This window comes from Azospira sp. I13, assembly GCF_003112695.1.
Lineage (GTDB): Bacteria > Pseudomonadota > Gammaproteobacteria > Burkholderiales > Rhodocyclaceae > Azospira.
The window spans coordinates 1-16,413 of record NZ_BFBP01000011.1 but is presented as its reverse complement, the minus strand read 5'-3'; the positions used below and the strand labels follow the sequence as shown (position 1 = coordinate 16,413).

13 protein-coding genes and 1 tRNA gene are annotated in these 16,413 nt (G+C 65.1%); 8 read left to right on the top strand and 6 right to left on the bottom strand.

Features of this window, described 5'->3' with window-relative positions:
- Positions 1 to 2 precede the first annotated feature (2 nt).
- From AZSI13_RS10125 to AZSI13_RS10105, 5 genes are all read left to right on the top strand, one after another.
- Complete coding sequence (locus AZSI13_RS10125; protein ID WP_109041054.1) at positions 3 to 929, top strand: MlaD family protein; 927 nt, start codon at positions 3 to 5, stop codon at positions 927 to 929.
- A gap of 106 nt (positions 930 to 1,035) precedes the next feature.
- On the top strand, positions 1,036 to 1,530 hold the full coding sequence (locus tag AZSI13_RS10120; protein ID WP_109041053.1) for an ABC-type transport auxiliary lipoprotein family protein: 495 nt from the start codon (positions 1,036 to 1,038) through the stop codon (positions 1,528 to 1,530).
- A 52-nt stretch (positions 1,531 to 1,582) separates the two neighbouring features.
- Positions 1,583 to 3,226, top strand: a complete 1,644-nt coding sequence (locus AZSI13_RS10115) for an acyl-CoA synthetase (protein ID WP_109041470.1) — start codon at positions 1,583 to 1,585, stop codon at positions 3,224 to 3,226.
- Positions 3,227 to 3,298: 72 nt separating this feature from the next.
- Positions 3,299 to 4,087 carry an enoyl-CoA hydratase gene (locus AZSI13_RS10110; RefSeq protein ID WP_109041052.1) on the top strand — a complete coding sequence of 263 codons (789 nt, stop codon included), beginning with the start codon at positions 3,299 to 3,301 and terminating at the stop codon, positions 4,085 to 4,087.
- A 215-nt stretch (positions 4,088 to 4,302) separates the two neighbouring features.
- Positions 4,303 to 5,208, top strand: coding sequence for an EamA family transporter (locus tag AZSI13_RS10105; RefSeq protein ID WP_109041051.1), 906 nt, complete (start codon positions 4,303 to 4,305; stop codon positions 5,206 to 5,208).
- On the opposite strand, the gene AZSI13_RS10100 is transcribed toward AZSI13_RS10105, so the two are convergent.
- Both AZSI13_RS10100 and AZSI13_RS10095 read right to left on the bottom strand, forming a co-directional pair.
- On the bottom strand, positions 5,205 to 5,711 hold the full coding sequence (locus AZSI13_RS10100) for a diguanylate cyclase (RefSeq protein WP_109041050.1): 507 nt from the start codon (positions 5,709 to 5,711) through the stop codon (positions 5,205 to 5,207). The genes AZSI13_RS10105 and AZSI13_RS10100 overlap by 4 nt on opposite strands.
- 94 nt (positions 5,712 to 5,805) lie before the next feature.
- Positions 5,806 to 7,098, bottom strand: a complete 1,293-nt coding sequence (locus tag AZSI13_RS10095; protein ID WP_235609727.1) for a TIGR03862 family flavoprotein — start codon at positions 7,096 to 7,098, stop codon at positions 5,806 to 5,808.
- Between the two features lie 197 nt (positions 7,099 to 7,295).
- On the opposite strand from AZSI13_RS10095, the gene AZSI13_RS10090 reads away from it, so the two are divergent.
- The 3 genes from AZSI13_RS10090 to AZSI13_RS10080 are packed head-to-tail and all read left to right on the top strand — an operon-like array spanning position 7,296 to position 11,759.
- Entirely contained in the window at positions 7,296 to 8,273 is a 978-nt protein-coding gene (locus AZSI13_RS10090) for an ABC transporter permease (RefSeq protein ID WP_109041049.1), read from the top strand.
- A 1-nt stretch (position 8,274) separates the two neighbouring features.
- Positions 8,275 to 9,723 (top strand): ABC transporter permease, encoded by a 1,449-nt coding sequence (locus AZSI13_RS10085; RefSeq protein ID WP_109041048.1) that lies wholly within the window; start codon positions 8,275 to 8,277, stop codon positions 9,721 to 9,723.
- Positions 9,723 to 11,759, top strand: a complete 2,037-nt coding sequence (locus AZSI13_RS10080; RefSeq protein ID WP_109041047.1) for an ABC transporter ATP-binding protein — start codon at positions 9,723 to 9,725, stop codon at positions 11,757 to 11,759. The genes AZSI13_RS10085 and AZSI13_RS10080 overlap by 1 nt, the downstream gene beginning before the upstream one ends.
- A gap of 114 nt (positions 11,760 to 11,873) precedes the next feature.
- On the opposite strand, the gene AZSI13_RS10075 is transcribed toward AZSI13_RS10080, so the two are convergent.
- From AZSI13_RS10075 to AZSI13_RS10060, 4 genes are all read right to left on the bottom strand, one after another.
- Positions 11,874 to 13,079: an MFS transporter gene (locus AZSI13_RS10075; protein WP_109041046.1), complete on the bottom strand. Its 1,206-nt coding sequence runs from the start codon at positions 13,077 to 13,079 to the stop codon at positions 11,874 to 11,876.
- Between the two features lie 382 nt (positions 13,080 to 13,461).
- Positions 13,462 to 15,270 carry a LysM peptidoglycan-binding domain-containing protein gene (locus tag AZSI13_RS10070; RefSeq protein ID WP_109041045.1) on the bottom strand — a complete coding sequence of 603 codons (1,809 nt, stop codon included), beginning with the start codon at positions 15,268 to 15,270 and terminating at the stop codon, positions 13,462 to 13,464.
- Positions 15,271 to 15,488: 218 nt separating this feature from the next.
- On the bottom strand, positions 15,489 to 16,259 hold the full coding sequence (locus AZSI13_RS10065; RefSeq protein ID WP_109041044.1) for an NAD-dependent deacylase: 771 nt from the start codon (positions 16,257 to 16,259) through the stop codon (positions 15,489 to 15,491).
- A 76-nt stretch (positions 16,260 to 16,335) separates the two neighbouring features.
- A tRNA-Asp gene (locus tag AZSI13_RS10060) sits at positions 16,336 to 16,412 on the bottom strand.
- Between the last annotated feature and the right edge of the window lies 1 nt (position 16,413).

Below are 16,413 nucleotides of genomic sequence, written 5' to 3'. Positions count from 1 at the left end.
CCATGGAAAACCGCGCCCACGCCCTTGCTGCCGGAGTCTTCACCCTGCTCCTGGTGGCTGCCGCCCTGTTCGCCGTCTGGTGGTTCGGCGGCAAGCATGAACTGACCCGGGACTACCTGGTGGTCACCCAGGGCAACGTCACCGGCCTCAATGTCCAGGCCCAGGTGCGCTACCGGGGTATCCGGGTCGGCCGGGTGGAGGAAATCCACCTGGACAAGGCCCGGCCTGACGACATCCTGATCCGCATCAGCATTCTTGACGAGGTGCCGGTGAACCGCAGCACCATCGCCATCCTCAACTACCAGGGTGTCACCGGCCTGGCCCAGGTGCAGCTGGAGGAGCGCGGTGACGACGAGCGACCCCTGGATACCCCGAAGGATCAGTTGCCGCGCATTCCCATGCAGCCCTCCCTGATCCAGGAGCTTTCCGACGCTGGTGCCGATACCCTGCGCCAGGCCCGGGATCTGCTGACTTCCGCCAACAAGCTGCTGGGGGACGACAACCAGCGCCGCATCGGCAATACCCTCGCCAACCTGGAGGAGGTTTCCACCGGCCTCAAGCCCGCCGCCCGGGAGCTGGGGCCGACCCTGGCCCAGCTGCGCAAGGCCCTCTCCGAAGACAACGTGAAACGCCTTTCCGCCACCCTGGAAGGCGGCGCCGAAGCCACTCGGGAGGCCAAGGAATTGCTGGCCGGCCTGCGCCGCCTGTCCGAGCGCCTGGAACACGCCGGTGCCGGGGAGGGCGGCCCCGGGTTGCTGTCGCCGCGCTGGGGCGAACTGGCCACCGATGTGGCGGCCAGCACCCGGCAACTGAACCGGGTGCTCGAACAGGTGGAGCGGGAACCCCAGAGTCTTATCTTCGGTGCGCCCGCCCCCGCTCCCGGCCCGGGAGAGCCGGGCTTCATTCCCCGTTCCGGGAGGTCCCAATAATGACTTCGTCCCAACCGTCTTCCCTGGTGCGCGCCTGCCGCGGCCTGAAAGTCCTGGCCGCCCTGGGGCTGGCCGCCAGCCTGCNGGTGGCCGCCAGGCCCCGCCGATGAGCGTCCACGACTTCGGCCCCGCTCCCCTGGCGGCGGCCGGCCCGGCCGTCAATGTGGAAGTGCGCCTGTCGCCCTGGCTCGACAGCACTGCCGTGCATTACCGGCTGGCCTACGAAGATGCCACCCGCCTGGGGGCTTACAGCCAGAGCCGCTGGGCGGCCCCGGCCGGACAGCTGCTTGGCCAGCGCCTGCGGCAGCAGGTGGGGCGCGGCGGCGGGGGCTGCCTGCTCCGCCTGGAGGTGGAGGAATTTGCCCAGGTCTTTGACGCTCCGGCGACCAGTCGCGGCGTGTTGCAGGGCCGCATGACATTGTGGGACAAACAGCGCAAACTCCTTGCTGAGCGTTCCTTTAGCGCTGAAAAGCCCGCCCAGAGCGCCGATGCGCGGGGTGGGGTGGCAGCGCTGATCGAGGCGGCCGATGCCTCTGGCAAGGAGGCAGTGTTGTGGTTGTCCGGTCTGGAGCGGGAGAACAGGCTCCCGGCCTGCCGTTGAGGCGGGTCCGCTCGGTGATTTCAACTAAAACTCAATCACAAGAGGGATGTTCATGGCAGATAACAATATCTACAAGCAGGGTCTGGAAAAAAATACGGCCAACTATGTGCCGCTGTCGCCGCTGACTTTCATTGCCCGTTCCGCCTATATCTATCCGGACCGGGTTTCCGTCATCCATGGCCAGCGCCGCTACACCTGGCTGGAGACCTTCAACCGCGCCAAGCGCCTGGCCTCCGCCCTGGAAGCCCGGGGCATCAAGGAAGGCGAAACCGTCGCTGTGATGCTCAACAACACGCCGGAAATGTACGAATGCCACTTCGGCGTGCCCGTCACCGGTGCTGTACTCAATACCCTGAATACCCGCCTCGACCCCGAGGCTGTGGCCTTCATGCTGAACCACGGCGAGGCCAAGATCCTGATCACCGACAAGGAGTATTCCCATATCGTCGGGCCGGCCCTGGAAAAACTGGGCCGCAGCATCGTCGTCATCGACGTGAACGACAGCGAATACACCGGCCCCGGCGACCTGCTGGGCGAGAAGGACTACGAGGCCCTGCTGGCCGAAGGCACCCCCGATTACGAGTGGAAGGGCCCCCAGGACGAGTGGGACGCCATCTCCCTCAACTACACCTCCGGCACCACCGGCAATCCCAAGGGCGTGGTTTATCACCATCGCGGCGCCTACCTCAATGCCATGTCCAACATCGTCTCCTGGGGCATGCAGCCCCATTCGGTGTATCTGTGGACCCTGCCCATGTTCCACTGCAACGGCTGGTGCTTCCCCTGGACCATGGCGGCCAACGCCGGCACCAACGTTTGTCTGCGCCGCGTTGATCCCAAGCTGATTCTGCAGTCCATCCGCGAAAACAAGGTCACCCACTACTGCGGCGCCCCCATCGTCCATTCCATGCTGGCCAATGCGCCCGCCGAATGGCGTGAAGGCATCAACCACGGCGTGGCCGGCCTGATTGCCGCTGCTCCGCCACCCGCCGCCGTTATCGAAGGCATGGCCAAGATCGGCTTCAAGATCACCCACGTCTATGGCCTGACCGAAACCTACGGCCCGGCTTCGGTTTGCGCCCAGCATCCGGAGTGGAATGATCTGCCGGTGGGCGAGCAGGTGAACCTGAACGGCCGCCAGGGCGTGCGCTACCACGCCCAGGAAGCCATCACCGTGCTCGACCCGGCCACCATGGAGGCGGTGCCCTGGGACAACGAGACCATGGGCGAGATCATGTTCCGCGGCAACCTGGTGATGAAGGGCTACCTGAAGAACCCCAAGGCCACCGAGGAATCCTTCGCCGGCGGCTACTACCACACCGGCGACCTGGCGGTGATGCAGGCCGACGGCTATGTGAAGATCAAGGACCGCTCCAAGGACGTGATCATCTCCGGTGGCGAGAATATTTCCTCCATCGAGGTGGAAGATACTCTTTACAAGCACCCGGCGGTGATGGCCGTGGCCGTGGTGGCCACCCCCGATCCGAAGTGGGGCGAGGTGCCGGCAGCCTTCATCGAACTGCGGGATGGCGCCAGCGTCACCGAAGTGGAAATCATCGAGTTCTGCCGCGAACACATGGCCCGCTTCAAGGTGCCCAAGAAGGTGATCTTCGGGCCCCTGCCCAAGACCTCCACCGGCAAGATCCAGAAGTTCGTGCTGCGGGAACAGGCCAAGTCCTCCGCCGCCATCGAGTAACTTTGCTGCATCCATAACCACGCCGGGGGCAGACAGCACAGCCCCCGGCTTTTTTCTGTAGGAGACAAGAAAATGACGCAACAAGAACCCATCCTGCTGCGGGAAGACCGGGCCGACGGCCGTACCACCCTGGTCCTCAACCGCCCTGCCCAGTTCAATTCCCTTTCCAACGCCATGCTGGAAGCCCTGTTGGCAGAGCTGAAGGCCATCGCGGCTGACAAGCGTGTCCGCACCGTGGTGATCCAGGGCGCCGGCAAGGCCTTCTGTGCCGGCCACGACCTCAAGGAGATGCGCAGCAACCACGACAAGGCCTTCATGCAGGCCCTGTTCAAGCTGTGCGCCAAGGTCATGCTGGCCATCCAGGAGATGCCCCAGCCGGTCATCGCCCGTATCCACGGTATTGCCACTGCCGCCGGCTGCCAGCTGGTCTCCATGTGCGACCTGGCCGTGGCCGCCGATGTGGCCAAGTTCGCTGTCTCCGGCATTAACGTGGGCCTCTTCTGTTCCACCCCGGCGGTCGGTTTGTCCCGCAACATGGGCCGCAAGGAAGCCCTGGAAATGCTGCTCACCGGCGAGTTCATCGACGCCGAGGAGGCCAAGGCCCGGGGGCTGGTGAACCGGGTGGTGCCTCTTGGCGATCTGGACGAGTCGGTGGAAGCCCTGGTGCAGTCCATCCTGGCCAAGAGCCCGGTGGCCGTGGCTACCGGCAAGCAGATGTTCTACAAGCAGCTGGAAATGGGCATCGAGGCCGCTTACCAGTATGCCGGCGAGGTCATGGCCTGCAACATGATGGCCGGGGATGCCGCCGAGGGCATCGACGCCTTCATCGAGAAGCGCAAGCCGGTCTGGCAGGCTGCCTGAAGCCAGTCTCTAGCCTCCCTCAAGAAAGCGGCCCGTCAGGGCCGTTTTTCTTTGGTACGGGGACAGGGATATGAGCAAGGGAGGACAAGGGAAGGAGGGCTCGACCCGCAAAGGCGGAAGGCCTATGATCCGCTCCTTGCTTCTTGGGCTTCCCCTTTGCCGGGAACTGTCCTGTAGCTCCCGCATCGTTCCACTCACCGTCCCCCAACGCTCCCATGCCTTACCTGCTTGTCGTCAATCTGCTCTGGGCCTTTTCCTTCAGCCTGATCGGGGAATATCTGGCCGGGCGGGTGGATAGCGATTTTGCCGTGCTGATCCGGGTGGCCATTGCCGCCCTGGTTTTTCTGCCCTTCACCCGCTGGCGGGGCCTGCCTGGCCGGCTGGTTGCAGGCTTCTGGCTGGCCGGCGCCTTGCAGTTCGGCATTACCTATCTTTGCCTGTACCGCAGCTTTGCCGTGCTGACGGTCCCGGAAGTGCTGCTCTTTACCGTACTGACGCCGATCTACGTCACCCTGCTGGACGATGCCCTGGTGCGGCGCTTCAATCCCTGGGCCCTGGCCGCGGCACTGGTGGCTGTAGGGGGCGGCATCCTGATCCGTTTCCAGCCGGTGGAAGGGGAATACCTGATGGGCTTCCTGCTGCTGCAACTGGCCAATGCCACCTTCGCCGCCGGCCAGGTGCTTTGCCGCCACCTGTTGCTGCGCCATCCGGTGGACTTGCCCCTTTACCGCTTCTTCGGCCACTTCTTTCTCGGCGCCCTGGTGCTGGCCCTGCCGTCCTTCCTGATTTTCGGCAACCCGGCCCGGCTGCCGGCCACGGCCGTGCAATGGGGCGTGCTGCTGTGGATGGGCCTGTTTGCCACGGCCCTCGGCATGTTCTGGTGGGTCAAGGGGAGCACACGGGTGGATGGCGGCACCCTGGCGGTGATGAATGAACTCCACGTACCGCTGGGGCTGCTGGTGAATCTGCTGATCTGGAACCGGGATGCGGACCTGGGCCGAATGGCCCTGGGGGCCGCGGTGATCCTGATCTCCCTTGGCTTGAACCGTGTCGGGAGATGTCAGCAGGTGGCAGAGGGGAGTGGCGTCCAGGCGGAAGCGGGCGCCACCCGTCACGGCTAGAGGGCGGCTTCTTCGCCCGCGTCCTGCGCCGGCAACAGCACTTCCCGGCGAGAGAGCCGGGCGCGGTTGTGCTTCAGGTAGGAGAGCAGGTCCTGGCCCGAGGCGGCCAGCCCCAGTTCGGGAAAGCCTTCTGTCAGGGAAAAGAAGGAAATGTCCCGCTCGACGATTTCAAGACCGCTGCGAGACGTGACCTCAATGATTTCCTGAAGCTTTTCGGAAAACACGTTGCTGCTGGGGGCCGAAGGAACGAGGATCCAGAAATCCACCCCTTGCCGTGCCACCAGATCGGTTTTGCGCAGGCTGGCCCGCAGGGTGTCGAGCACTTCGTGAAGCTTGAGGGAGGCTTCCTGGGCACCATAGTTCTCACCGAGGATGCGCGGATTGCCGAAATTGATATGAACCAAGTGGTATTCGGCGGCATGACCGTAGCGGGCAGAAACTTCCAGCAGCCATTCCAGGGTGAACAGGAATTTGCCGAACAGTTCGTTGTCTTCGTGCAACATCTTGATCTCCTTCAGGGAGCTTCTACGCCGCCGCCCGGGGGAGGGGTCCGGCAATCTTTTTGCGGGAAGTGTCTGGTCCGGCCGATGTCGTTGCTTATGCCGTTGCGTTGTCCCACCGTTGGTTCAACTGTACCCACTGTAGGACACTCGCGCCAGCTTTACGACCGGTAGCGAAGCAGGCAGTGAGCAGATAGCCGCCGGTGGGGGCTTCCCAGTCCAGCATTTCTCCGGCGCAGAACACTCCGGGGCGGCTCTGCAGCATCAGGCCTTCATCCAGCCCGTTCAGGCAGACGCCGCCAGCGCTGCTGATGGCTTCGTCCAGGGGACGGGGGCGTTGTAGCACCAGGGGCAGGGCCTTGATCGCATCGGCCAGCCGTTCCGCGTCCTGGAAGGCCTCCTTGTCCAGGCACTCCCGCAGCAGTCCCATTTTGACCCCCTTCAACCCCAGGCGGCTTTGCAGGTGGCTGGAGAGGGAGCGGGAGCCCCGGGGACGGCGTACTTCGGCCAGCACCTGGGCCGCATCGTGGGCGGGCAGCAGATCGAGGAGAAGGTGCCCTTGGCCCTCCCGCTGGCATTGTTCCCGCAGCGGAGCCGAGAGGGCGTAGATGAGGCCCCCTTCGATGCCGTCAGCCGTAATGACGAATTCTCCCTGGCGACGCCACTCGTTGCCATCCGGTCCGCTACAGCTGGCCACTACCGGCTTGACCGGCTGGCCGGCGAAATGTTCGCGGAAATAGGGACTCCAGTCGCAGTCGAAGCCGCAGTTGGCCGGCTGCAGGTGGGCCACTGCCACGCCGGCCCGGCTGAGGGATTCCACCCAGGCGCCATCGGACCCCAGACGGGCCCAGCTGCCGCCGCCCAGGGCCAGCAGGGTGGCAGCGGGGGTGATGCAGCATTCGCCGTCCGGGGTGGCAAAGCGCAGGGCACCGCTCTCCGTCCAGCCCAGCCAGCGATGGCGTACGCGGAATTCGACGCCAGCCTGGCGCAGGCGGTGCAGCCAGGCACGCAGCAGGGGCGCAGCCTTCATCTCCCGGGGAAAGACCCGGCCCGAGGTGCCGACAAAAGTTTCGATGCCCAGGCCGTGGATCCAGGCCCGTAGCTGTTCCGGCCCGAATTCCTGCAGCAGGGGCGTGAGCCACTCCCGGGCGGTGCCGTAGCGCCCGAGAAAGCTGTCCAGGGCTTCGGCGTGGGTGATGTTCATGCCGCCCTTGCCCGCCATGAGGAACTTGCGGCCTACGGAAGGCATGGCGTCATAGACGGTGACCCGCACGCCGCCGGCCGCCAGCACTTCTGCTGCCATGAGCCCTGCCGGGCCGCCGCCGATGATGGCGACGGCGGGCGTATTCCCGGGCTGGGGATTGGGGAAAGGAGTAGGGGGCATGGACATGGAGCGGCTCGGCAGGCGGGGAATGGCCGCCATTCTAGGGCCGGGCCGGGCCCGGGCCAAGGGCTGTGCTGCCGAGACGCAGGGGAGCCATCCTGCGGGCGTGGGTGCTTGTCAGCCGGCACGCAGCGGGTTGGCCTGCTGCCCAAGGCGGGCGCGGGTGGTCAGGGGCGGCGGGGCCTTGGTATAGTCGCGGGCTTATGCTTGCTTACATCCTTCGTCGCCTGGCCTATGCCATCCCCATTCTGATCGGGGTTAACCTGCTGACTTTTGCCCTGTTCTTCGTGGTGAACACCCCGGACGACATGGCGCGCATGCAGTTGGGGGTGAAGCGGGTGACGCCGGAAGCCATCACCAAGTGGAAGGCAGAGCGGGGCTACGATGCCCCCCTGTTCTGGAACGGCGAGGCCCCAGGGCTGGCCAAGGCGACCCGGACCATTTTCTTTACCAAGTCGGCCAAGCTCTTCGTCGGGGATTTTGGCGCCGCGGAAGATGGGCGGGACATCGCCAACGAGATCAAGACGCGCATGGGGCCGTCCCTGGCCATCGCTATCCCCACCTTCATCCTGGGTTTGCTGGTGACCGTGACTGTGGCCCTGATGCTGGCGTTCTTCCGTGCCACGGCGCTGGATTTATGGGGCGTGGTGACCTGCGTCGTGCTGATGTCCATTTCCAGCCTGTTCTACATCATCGGCGGCCAGTGGCTGATCGCCAAGGTCTGGCGGTTGGTGCCCATTTCCGGCTATGCGGAAGGGCTGGAGGGTTGGAAATTCCTCATCCTCCCGGTGGCTATCGGCGTGGTGGCCGGCATCGGCAGCAGTGCCCGCTGGTATCGCACCATCTTTCTCGAGGAAATGGGCAAGGATTACGTGCGCACCGCCCGGGCCAAGGGCCTGGCCGAAGGCGTGGTGATGTTCCGCCATGTGCTGCGCAATGCCCTGATCCCCATCCTCACCGGGGTGGTCGTGGTGATTCCCCTGCTGTTCATGGGCTCCCTGCTCACCGAATCCTTCTTTGGCATTCCCGGCCTGGGCAGTTACACCATCGACGCCATCAATGCCCAGGACTTCGCCGTAGTCCGTTCCATGGTCTTCATCGGCTCGGTGCTGTACATCGCCGGGCTGATCCTGACGGACATTTCCTACACCCTGGTGGATCCCCGGATTCGTTTTGACTGACATGGCCTTTCTCCCCGTTCTCCTCTGGTCTGATCTGCTTGTCTGGCTGCTGGTGGCCGGCCTGGGCCTGGCCGCCTGGGGCGTGGCCCGCACCCCGCCCCTGCGGGCCGCCTGGGGCCGGGTGCTGCATCGCCGTACCGGCATGGCGGCGCTGGTGGTGCTGGCGGTGTTTGTCCTCATCGGCCTAGCCGATTCCCTGCACTACCGCCCCCGTCTGGCTGACACGCCCAGTCCCGCCGAGGCGAAAGCAGCGGCAGGCAAGCCGGTCTACGGGGTGGAAGTCTTTTCCTTACTGGATGTTCTGCTGACGCCCCTGCGCACCCAGATGGAGAAGACCTATTCTGCGCCCCTGGCCACCCGGGCCTACGCCAAGGAAATGCAGGAGGTGCGCCAGCCCGACGGCTCCCTGGTCCAGCAGCGGGATTTCCCTCGCCTGCGCCACGGCGGCAAGCATCTGGGAGACAACGAGGCCGGCCGCGACGATGATGTGTTGCGCCGGGTCCTGGCGGGGGCTGGATGCGCGCTCCTGGCCTGGTGGGGGCTGGCGGAGATCCTGGTGGATCTGCTGGCCCGTGCTCGGGGCTGCTCCCGCCGGGAAGCCTGGCATGAGCTGTGGCATCGCCCCCCTACCAGCGCTGCGCCTGCCTGGGATGCCCTGCTGCTGGCGCTGGGGGGGCTGCTGCTCCTGGTGGTGCCCCTGCTGGCTCTGGTGCCGGAATATCACGTGCTGGGCACCGACAAGGTGGGCCAGGATGTGCTCTACCAGATCCTCAAAAGCATCCGCACGGCCCTGGTGATCGGCCTGGTCACCACCCTGGTGACTCTGCCCGTGGGGGTGTTGCTGGGCATCGCCGCCGGCTATTTCCGTGGCTGGGTGGATGACCTGATCCAATACCTCTACACCACCCTCAGCTCCATTCCCGGTGTGCTGCTCATTGCTGCCGCTGTACTGATGATGCAGGTGGTCATCGACACCCACCCCCACTGGTTTGATACTGCCGCCGAGCGGGCCGACCTGCGCCTGCTGGCCCTCTGCTTCATTCTCGGCATGACCAGCTGGACCGGCCTGGCCCGCCTGCTGCGGGGCGAAACCCTGAAACTTGCCCAACTGGAGTACATCCAGGCGGCCCAGGCTTTCGGCGTTTCCTCCTGGCGTATCCTGCTGCGCCACATCCTGCCCAACGTCATGCACATCGTGCTGATCGCCCTGGTCATGGATTTCTCCGGCCTGGTGCTGGCCGAGGCCGTGCTTTCCTACGTGGGCATCGGTGTCGATCCGACCATGATCAGCTTCGGCACCATGATCAACAACGCCCGCCTGGAGCTGGCCCGGGAACCCATGGTGTGGTGGTCCCTGGCGGCGGCATTCTTTTTCATGGTCGTCCTCGTCCTCGCTGCCAACCTGCTGGCAGATGTGGTGCGGGACGCATTCGATCCGAGGGCCGCCTGATGTCCGATCTGCTTTCCGTGCGTGGCCTCAAGGCCGGCTTCCTGGCCGGCGGCCGGGTGCTGACCGCCGTGGATGGAGTCTCCTTCACCGTGGCGCCCGGCGAAACCTTCGCACTACTGGGGGAATCCGGCTGCGGCAAGTCTGCCACGGCCCTGGCCCTGCTGCGCCTTTTGCCCGATGCCGGGCGCATCCTGGCCGGCGAAGTCTGGCTGGAGGGCGAGGAGGTGCTGGGCCTGCCGGAATCCGCCATGCGCGACCGCCGGGGCAGTGCCGCTGCCATGATCTTCCAGGAGCCGGCCACCAGCCTCAATCCGGTGCTTACCGTCGGGCGCCAGATCGGCGAATCCCTGGCGCGGCACCGCGGCCTCCAGGGCGAAGCTGCCCGTCAGGAGGCCCTGGCCCTGCTGGCCGCCGTGGGCATTGCCGACCCGGCCCGGCGCCTGGAGGAATACCCCTTTCAGCTGTCCGGCGGCATGAAGCAGCGGGTGATGATCGCCATTGCCTTGGCGGGGGAGCCCCGGCTGCTCATCGCCGACGAACCGACCACGGCCCTGGATGTGACCATCCAGGCCCAGATTCTCGATCTGCTGGCCAAGCTTCAGACCGAGCGGGCCATGGGGATGTTGCTCATCACCCATGACCTGGGCGTGGTGGCCCGCAGCGCCCACCGGGTGGGGGTGATGTACGCCGGCGAGATTGTCGAAATGGCCGATCGCCAGTCTTTCTTCGGCTGCCCCCGCCATCCGTATACGCAAAAGCTCTTTGCTGCCCTGCCGGACCTGGGCCAGCGGGGTGGCCAACTGGCCACCATTCCCGGCCAGGTGCCCGGGCTGGCGGCCATGCCGGCTGGTTGTCGTTTTGCCCCGCGTTGCCCGGTGGCCATGGATCGTTGCCGGGAGCAAAGCCCGGACTGGACGGAGCTGGCCCGCGGCCACCGGGTGCGCTGCCATTGGGTGGCCGGGCAGGTGGAATCCGTTGCGGCCGAGGCAGCGCTTTCCGTTGCCGACGCAACGCCGGCTGTGTCGCCCACCGTGCCGGCACTTTCCGGTGGTGGCCAGACTCGGGCTGCGCCGCTGTTGCAGGTTAGCGACCTGAAAGTACATTTCCCCATCCGCAAGGGGCTGCTCAAGCGCACCGTTGGCCATGTCAAGGCGGTGGACGGCGTTTCCCTGGAGTTGCAGCGGGGCCGCACCCTGGCCCTAGTCGGGGAGTCTGGCTGCGGCAAGACCACGGCAGGCAAGGCTCTGTTGCGCTTGCTGCCGGCCACGGGGTCCGTGCAGCTGGAAGGCAAGGAGCTGCTCCCGCTTTCCATTGGGGAATTGAAGCCCCTGCGCCGGCGGATGCAAATGGTCTTCCAGGACCCATTTGCCTCCCTCAATCCACGCCTTACCGTGGGAGAAATCCTGGAGGAGGGGGTACGGGCCTTGCAGGTCGGCACCCCCGGCCAGGAGCGCCGCCAGGCCCTGGAGGCGCTCCTGGCCTCTGTTGGCCTGCCGCCGGAGGCCCTGGGCCGTTACCCCCATGAATTTTCCGGCGGCCAGCGCCAGCGCATCGCCATTGCTCGGGCCCTGGCGGTGCAGCCGGAACTGCTGATCTGCGACGAGCCCACCTCGGCCCTGGATGTCTCGGTACAGGCCCAGATTCTCAACCTGTTGCGGCAATTGCAGGACAGCCTGGGTCTGGCCTATCTCTTCATCACCCACAACTTTGCCGTGGTGGAATACCTGGCCCATGAGGTGGCAGTGATGTACCTGGGCCGCATCGTCGAGCAGGGGCCGGTGGCCCAGGTGCTGGAGCGGCCCTGCCACCCCTATACCCGGGCGCTCCTGTCGGCGGTGCCGGAGCCGCGCCTGGAAGGTCAGCGGGAGATGATCCGCCTGCCCGGGGAAACGCCTTCACCGGCCCGGCCGCCGGCCGGTTGCCATTTCCATCCCCGCTGCGCCCAGGCCATGGACGTGTGCCGGCAGGCTTATCCGCCCCTGAGCCATCCTGAGAGCGGCGTTCAGGTCCGTTGCCATCTGTATCCGCCGGAGTAAGGTGGGGCTTCCTCCCTCGGTAAGGGCGGTTGGGGAAAATGAAAAACGCGCCGTCAGGCGCGTTTTTCATTGGCTAGAGCTGTGTCTATTATCGTGAGGACTTGGATTTTCCGCTCAGTTTTCCGGTATCCGACGCAGGTAGAACGCGATGGCAATCACTAGGGTCACACAGCCCAGCAGGGTTACCACGACTCCCGGCCAGCCGCCGTGGATCCACGGCCAGCCGGCGGCACTACCGATGACGCTGCCGCCCAGGTAGTAGCTGGACAGATACAGGGCGGAAACCAGCCCCCGGCGTGGCCCGGCCCGGCGCCCGACCCAGCCGCTGGCAACGGCATGGACGGCAAAATAACCGAAGGTGAAGATTGCCAGCCCGAGGATGATGACAGCCAACTGGGAGGCCAGGGTGATGCCGATGCCCAGGGCCATGCACAGGCTCATGACGAGGACGATGGTGTGGCGGCCCAGGCAGTCCACCAGATGGCCGGCCAGGGCCGAGGAGGCGCTGCCTACCGCATAGAGTAGGAAAATGGCGCCGATGGCCGCCGGACCCAGGTGATAGGGGGCGAGGCTGAGGCGGAAACCCAGATAATTGTAGAGGCCGACGAAGGACCCCATGATGAGGAAGGCTGTGACGAACAGCCAGGGCAGGCCGGGGTCCTTGTAGATGCGCCCGACGTCGGCCAGTAGCAGGCGGGGGGCCAGGGAGCGGGCCTTGAAATGCCGAGCTGGCGGCAGCAGGCGCCAGAACAGCCCGGCCGCGGCAAAGCCTAGCAGGCCCAGGGCGGCCAGGCCGTAGCGCCAGTCCAGCCAGCCTGTGACCAGGGCGGCAAGAAAACGCCCCGACATGCCGCCCAGGGCATTGGCGGCGATATACAAGCCCATGGCCCGACCCCGGGCATTGGGGGCAAATTCTTCCCCCAGATAGGCCATGGCAGCGGCGGGAACGCCAGCGATGCAGGCTCCCAGCAGGGCCCGGCAACAAACCAGGAGGAAGAAATTGGGGGCCAGGGCCGAGGCGCAAGCGAACAAGGCGGCACCGGCCAGCCCCCAGCGCATCAGTCTTTCCCGGCCGTAGCGGTCGGCAATGAGACTGAGCGGAATCAACAGCAGTGCCATGGCCAGGGTGCCGGCAGCAACGCTGAAGCTGGCCGTGGCGGGGGAAATGCCGAACTCGTGAGTCAGCTGGGGCAGCACCGGCTGGGTACCGTAGAGCAGGGAGAAGCAGGTGAAGCCGCCGGTGGCGAGAGCCAGGTTGGCCCGCCGGAAGTCGGCGCTGCCGGCCTCGAGGCCGACGGGGGATGATTCAGCAGATGACATGGAGCAATAGGTGTGGGGAACAGGCGCCATCGGCAGATGTGAGCGCCCTGCCGGCGGCAAACCTGGCGCCATGCGGCGGCCAGGTAGCGATGGGAGTCATTTTAGGGCAGGGCGGTTCCCGGCCGGGGCAGGGATATCCGAACTTGAGAGATGGTGCGGGGCAGTGTAGGTGGCCCGCGGTTTTACCTTGCCGCCTTGGTCAAGCCCGGGATGTTGGGGTTGATGTGGGCCGTGATGTGGCCTGTGACGCGGGCAGCCAGGGTTGGGTTGTGGGATATGTCGGTACCAGTGAGACCGACCTGTTTCAGGAGGGTCTATTGTCCGTCCGAAAAAGAAAAACGCGCCCGAAGGCGCGTTTGGTTCAGCCGGGAATGACGCTGCTTCAGTCGTTGCGGGCCAGTTGGATGGTCAGGGTCTGCCCAGGCTTCAGGTCGCCGGGGGCCACCTTGTTCCAGCGGCGCAGATCGTCTGCCTCGACCTTGAACTTGCGGGCGATGCCGGCCAGGGTGTCACCCTTGCGGATGGTGTAGCGGGCCACCTTGGCTTTGGCAGGGCCCTTGGCGGGCTGGGCCTTGTCGGCCTTGGCCAGTTTGTCCGTCTTGCCGGCCTTGTCGGCTTTTTCGTCCTTGCCCAGCTTAAGGGTCTTGCCTTCCAGGGTGGCACTGACGCGGCTGTTGCCGGCAGCCGATGCGGCGATGGAGGCTGCCGGAGCCGCCACCGTGAGCTTGGTGCCGGGCGCCATGCCACGACCCAGCTTGTTCCATCGCTTCAGGTCATCGACGGAAACGTCGTGGCGGCGGGCGATGGAATAGAGGGTGTCACCCTTCTTGACGATGTAGGCCTTGGCGGCGGCAGTGCGCCCGTCATTGCGGGGAGCGACCGGTTCCGGGGTTGCGGTGGGCGGAGTGAAGGCGCTGGCGATGGCCGGCTCGGCGCCATCCCGGGCGGGAATGAGCAGGGTGGTGCCGGGACCGATCTTGGCCTTGGGGGGCAGCCCGTTCACCGTCTTCAGGTGGGCCACGGAAACGCCCAGGCGGGCGGCCACCTTGTCCAGCTTGTCCCCGGCCTTGAGGGTGTAGGAGGTCCAGGAGGAAAGGGGGGCGTCGTTGTTTTCCAGATTGAGGCGGAAGCGCTCGACCTTTTCCGCCGGCAGCACCAGGGGTGTATCAGCCTTGATGATGGGGCGGTTGTGGGCCGGGTTGAGGGCGACGAATTCATCCACGGGCATTTCCGCCAGCTTGGCTGCTACCTTCACATCCATGTCCGCCGGCTTGGGGATGGCGGCAAAGTAGGGCTGGTTGGGAATCTGGGGCAGATCCAGCTGGGCCAGCAGACGGGGGTTGGCGAGGATGTTCTTCAAGGCCTGCAGCTTGGGCACGTAGTTGCGCGTTTCTGCCGGCATGGTCAGGTTTTCGTAATCCGTCGGCAGGCCCTTGGCCCGGTTCTTGGCGATGGCCCGGCCGACGGCACCTTCGCCCCAGTTGTAGGAGGCCAGGGCCAGTTGCCAGTCACCATGCATGTCGTAGATGGTTTGCAGGTAGTCCAGAGCCGCCGAGGTGGAGGCAATGATGTCGCGGCGCTCATCCACCCACCAGTTTTGCTCCAGCTTGAAGTTCTTGCCGGTGGAGGGAATGAACTGCCACAGGCCGGAAGCATGGCTGCGGGAATAAGCCATGGGGTTGTAGGCGCTTTCCACCATGGGCAGCAGGGCCAGTTCCATGGGCATGCCGCGCTTTTCGATAGCTTCGACAATGTGGAACATGTAGCGACGGCTGCGCTCCACCATGCGGCGGACGTAATCCGGCCGGTTCATGTACCACTGCTGGTGGGTCAGCACCAGGTCGTTGTTGAGGTTGGGCATGCCGAAACCATTGCGGATGCGCTCCCACAGGTTGTCCGTGGGGGCGGTGAGGTCAATGGTGCGGGGGAGTTGGGGGATAGGCTTGATCTCTTCTACCGGCAGGGTGCCATCGTCTGCGATTGCCGCCGTATCCGTCGTCATGGGCAGTTCTGCACGGGCTGGGGCCACGGTTTGCAGACTGGGGGCGAAGGAGAGGGTGAGGGGCAGATCGTTGGCCTGGACGGCGGTGGCCGTGGTGGCGAGGAGGGCGGTACCGCTCAGGGTGAGGAGGCGGTGGCCGAGTTGCCGGAAGAAATCGAGGGTGCAGCCTAGCGTGTCGTCGAGCGTCATGGATTCTCTTTGTCTGCTGTTCGCCGCCGGAGCGGGAGAAATCCCGGCAATGGGCCTTTGGCAAAGGCGGTGCCGGGCACGCTGTTTCAGGATGACCGAATCGGGGGATTATACCCCATGGCCGAGAAGGGGTTTTCCTTCGACCAGGGGGCAAAATGTAAAAACGCCATGGGGTTGGCGCAGGGACGGGGCTGGTGGTGGATGGATGCCGGAGGGGTTCAGGCGCCGGCAGACAGGCGCTGCCAGAGGGCATCCAGGGCGGCTGCGGCGCCGAGCTTCAGCTGGAAATCCACATAAGGACTAACCGGTGTGTCACCGGGGTTGATTTCCACCGTGGTGATTCCCTGGCTTCTGGCCCAGAGCACCGGTTCCGCAATGTAGGGGAAGAGGCTGGAGGTGCCGATGGAAAACACCATGTCGGGGCCGGCATCCAGGGTGTCGATCAGCCGGTCCAGGGCTTCCTGCGGCAGGGATTCGCCAAACAGCACGACCCGGGGGCGAACCAGGGCGAAGCAGCGGGGGCAGGAAGGCGGCATGGCCAGGGTGTCGAAATCCTCCACCTCTGCCTCGTAGCTGCAACGGGTGCAGTGCAGATGGTGTAGGCGTCCGTGGATTTCGATGACATCCGCCGAACCTGCCTGATGATGCAGGCCATCGATGTTCTGGGTGAATACAGTGATGGAGCGGTCTGCCTGCTCAAGCTCGGCAATCACCTGATGGGCGCGGTTGGGGCCGGCCCCCCGGCAGGTGTGCTCGATTTGTTGCAGATACTTCCAGGTGATTTCGGGGTGCTGTTGCAGCATGGCGCCGGACAAGGCGTCTTCGATGGTGTATCCCTCGGCCGTCAATTCCTCTTCGTACAGGCCGCCGATACCGCGATAGGTAGGCAGGCCGGAATCCGCAGAGATACCGGCGCCGGTGATGAACAGGATACGGCGTGCCCCGGCGAGGCGTGCGGCGATGTCATCCAGCATGGAAGCTTCGGTCATGGCGGATTCCTGGAATGAAGGAAAATAGGGCGTGGAAATGAAAAAACCGGCACAAGGCCGGTTTTTTCATATTTGTTGGCGGAGCGGACGGGACTCGAACCCGCGACCCCCGGCGTGACAGGCCGGTATTCTAACCAACTGAACTACCGCTCCG